This window comes from Kitasatospora sp. NPDC057015 (assembly GCF_042673745.1).
GTDB lineage: Bacteria > Actinomycetota > Actinomycetes > Streptomycetales > Streptomycetaceae > Kitasatospora.
On sequence record NZ_JBHUSG010000122.1, the window covers coordinates 1 to 3,411 of the forward strand.

The following is a 3,411-nucleotide window of genomic DNA, read 5'->3' on the forward strand; positions in this document are numbered from 1 at the left end:
CAACCTCGCGAAGCGCATAACGGACGAGACCATACCAACCTGGCGAGGGACCTACTAGGCCATAAGCCGTATATCGGTTACATCAAACGCCCTCTAATATGTCAGCGGCGTCGGCACCGCTCCTGGCAGCTACGGATACTCCGATCCCCGCAAGCTCTACGACTATTCCTACAGCACGGACAGCACCACTGTCGGCTACAAGGTCTCTCGGTGGAACGACCTGGCTGAGACCAGAGATGTGGCCTGGCTCGACTACTGGGCGCGCCGTCCGATGCAGGCCGTAGCCGACCGCACCTGGGGCGGACCGAAGGCCACCAGTTTCCCCGCGTTCGTCGACGCCGTCGACCAGGTGGGCGGGGCGGAACACGGCTCGCCGAGCACCGAGTCGCAGACCGGATGGACCGCATCGGTGTCTAGCGCCGAAGAAACCCAAGAGAATGGCGCTGCCAAGAACGCTGTCGACAACAACCCCTACACCTTCTGGCACACCGCCTACGCCGGCGTCACCACCTCCTTGCCCGCCGAGATCGTTGTCGACACCCACACGGCCACCACCATCAACGGCTGGCGGTACCTGCCGCGCCAGGACGGTGGCCTCAACGGCCGTGTGAAGCAGTACGAACTGTCCACCGCCACCACGGACACCGGGCCGTACACCCTCGCCGGCAGCGGCACTCTCGCCAACGATGCGACCGAGAAGGAGATCCCGTTCCCCCCGGTGACGGCCCGATACATCAAACTCCGGGTCCTGTCGGAATGGGGAACGCAGAACCAGTTCGCCAGCGCCGCCGAGATCGACGTCCTGCGGCCGGCACCCACCGACGGCCTGGCCGACGGCCTCTACACACTGACCGACGGCTTCGGCAAGGCCCTCGACGTGCCGGGCAGATCGACGGTGTCCGGCACACAGATCATTCAGTGGACACCGCACGGCGGCACCAACCAACAGTGGCGACTCACGGGCAACACCGATTCGACCTACAGCATCGCCAACGTCAATAGCGGCTACTGCCTCGACATCGCCTCCAGCTCGACTGCCGCCGGGGCGAAGGTCGTCCAGTCGCCCTGCACCGGAATCGCCGCCCAGAGGTGGCGCATCGCCGCAAACGGAGCCTCGGCGGTCACCGTCCGGGATGCTGGCAGCAACCTGTCGCTGACGATCAAGGGCAGCACTGACCTCTCCCCTGCGACCCAGGAGGTTGACACCGCGGCCGCCGGCCAACGCTGGACGTTTACTCGGGTCGGCTGATCACCTCCCACACAAGGTTGGCCGGGCCCCAGCTCAACCCGGGCCCGGCCAACCCCAGGCGAGCGGCCCGCACAGTCACCAGACCGTGCAGGCGGCTCGCCTGAGGGTGGCCAGGAGATCGTCGCGTCGAGGTCGGCAGGCCCGACGCTCGGCAGTCAATCCGCGAGGCCGTGAGCTACTGTTCGACGCCCCCGGAGGTCACGGTTGACACTGACACCAGCTTTGACAGGGAGGTTTCCCGCCCATGGCCGGGCGGCCGGTTCAACGCCCCGAGCTTTCGCGGAGGCCGGCGTCGACAGTGCCGCCGTGGTTGCTCCATAGCTCGGTGGTGGCGGTACGAGATACGGGAGATCGTCAACGCGCTCCTGTACCAGTCCCGGAGCGGCTGCCCATGGGACTACCTGCTCCACGACCTGCTGCCCGCCTGACGCGGTGAAGTACTGCTTCTACGAATGGCGCGACGACGGTACCGACGAGGTCAGCCATGACCTGATGCGCCAGCAGGTGCGTGAGGGCCGGGGACGGTTGGCCGACCCGGTCCTGGTGGTGCTCGACACCCGGAGCCTGCATGCCGCCGCCGGGGTACCCGTGGCCACGACCGGACGGACACCGCCAGGAAGATGCCGGGCCGCAAGCGCGGGCCGGCTGCAGAACCTAGCGGCGGGGATGCCGCCGGCGTCGGCGCAGTGACAGGACAGTGATGATTCCGGTGGCGATCAAGGCGGCACCGAGAAGTGTTGGTGCGAGCGAGGCTGCCCCGGAGGTGGCGAGGCGCGCGCGGGTGTCGCAACCTGAGGCGAGGTCCAGGTCGAAGGGGCCGAACACTCCGTCCCCCTTCGCTGGGATGACGGCGCGGCGGCTGCCGGAGTTGGCGGCCATGAACGGGGTCAGGGAATCCGTGGTAGCGAAGAAGACCTCGCTGCCCGGTCATGCAGGGCAGCGGGCTCCGCCAGGGCGCTGTCACGGAAGTTGACCAGGACGACGGCCAGCCGGTGAGTCGAGGGTGCCGGTTCGGCCGCACGCTGCGGCCAGGGTGGCTCCGCGATAGAGGTAGCGGTTGGTCCGCACCTTCGCGGCCTTGAACAAGACCACCTCGCCGTCGGCGGGCCACCATCGACCCACGCAGTAACGACGGCGCAGGGTCTTCCGGGGCTTTCCCCTGGATCGAGGATACCGGTTGTCATGCGGCGATGGTCCGCGTAGTTGATCGTTGTTCGTAGGTGATCGGGCTCTGTTGGCCGAGGGCGGAGTGCCGTCTCCTGGTGTTGTAGCGGGTGACCCAGCGGAAGACGGCCAGGCGGGCGGCGCGGGCTCCGGGCCAGCGTTTCGCGCCCTGGAGCGTCTCTCGTTTCATGCTGGCGTTGAAGGACTCCGCGGCGGCGTTGTCGGCGCTGGTGCCGACGGCTCCACGCGATCGGATCACGCCGAACCGGTCGCAGAGCGCCGCGAACTCGCTGGATGCGTGCTGGGTGAGTTCAACCGGTCGTTGCAACACCGGGCTGTTGTAGTGAGCGTAGCTGCTCCTCGAAGACCTCGGCCGGGGTCTTCCAGCCAAGGATCTTGCGGGGTCGGTTATTGATCGCCAGTGCGACGGCTTCGAGGTCCCCGGCGGACCACCGGGACAGGTCCGTGCCCTTCGGGAAGTACTGACGCAGCAGCCCGTTCGTGTTCTCGTTTGTGGGTCGCTGCCAGGGCGAGTGCGGATCGGCGAAGAACACCTTCGTCCCTGTCTCGAGCGCGAACTGGGCATGCCCGGAAAGTTCCTTCCCGCGGTCCCAGGTCAGGGTTTTGCGGAGCTGCTCGGGTAGCTTCGTCATCGACTCGGTCAGAGCAGTGTTCATCGCGACGGCGCCGTAGCCGCCCAACGGCGGCCCGTTCTTCACAGGTGGCACCTCGCCCCAGCCCTCCATCCTCGGTAGATGCACCAGGAGTGCAGATCGGCTGCTGCGCTCGACGATCGTGCCGATCGCGGACCGGCCCGTCCCAATGATCAGATCGCCTTCCCAATGCCCCGGGACCGCGCGGTCCCCGGCCTCTGCAGGACGTTCACTGAGGACGACATCCGAAGTGACATGCCCTTGCGGCTTGTTCCGTGACCTCGACCGAGGCTCTCGAAGTGCCCGCCCGGTGCGTAGGCAGGCGACCAGCTCCCGCTTGAGCGC

3 protein-coding genes and 1 pseudogene are annotated in these 3,411 nt (G+C 67.1%); 2 read left to right on the forward strand and 2 right to left on the reverse strand.

Going from position 1 to position 3,411, the window contains the following annotated elements; all coding sequences use genetic code 11:
• Nucleotides 1–238: 238 nt before the first annotated feature.
• Nucleotides 239–1,249, forward strand: a complete 1,011-nt coding sequence (locus ACFTWP_RS41410; RefSeq protein WP_380270352.1) for an RICIN domain-containing protein — start codon at nucleotides 239–241, stop codon at nucleotides 1,247–1,249.
• A 432-nt stretch (nucleotides 1,250–1,681) separates the two neighbouring features.
• Nucleotides 1,682–1,939 (forward strand): hypothetical protein, encoded by a 258-nt coding sequence (locus tag ACFTWP_RS41415; RefSeq protein ID WP_380270353.1) that lies wholly within the window; start codon nucleotides 1,682–1,684, stop codon nucleotides 1,937–1,939.
• A gap of 490 nt (nucleotides 1,940–2,429) precedes the next feature.
• Here the strand turns inward: ACFTWP_RS41415 and ACFTWP_RS41420 are convergent.
• Nucleotides 2,430–2,714 (reverse strand): annotated as a pseudogene (locus ACFTWP_RS41420) (integrase core domain-containing protein); the annotation flags it as partial.
• Nucleotides 2,715–2,724: 10 nt separating this feature from the next.
• The coding region (locus ACFTWP_RS41425; RefSeq protein ID WP_380270354.1) for an IS30 family transposase at nucleotides 2,725–3,411 on the reverse strand (687 nt) is incomplete at its 5' end.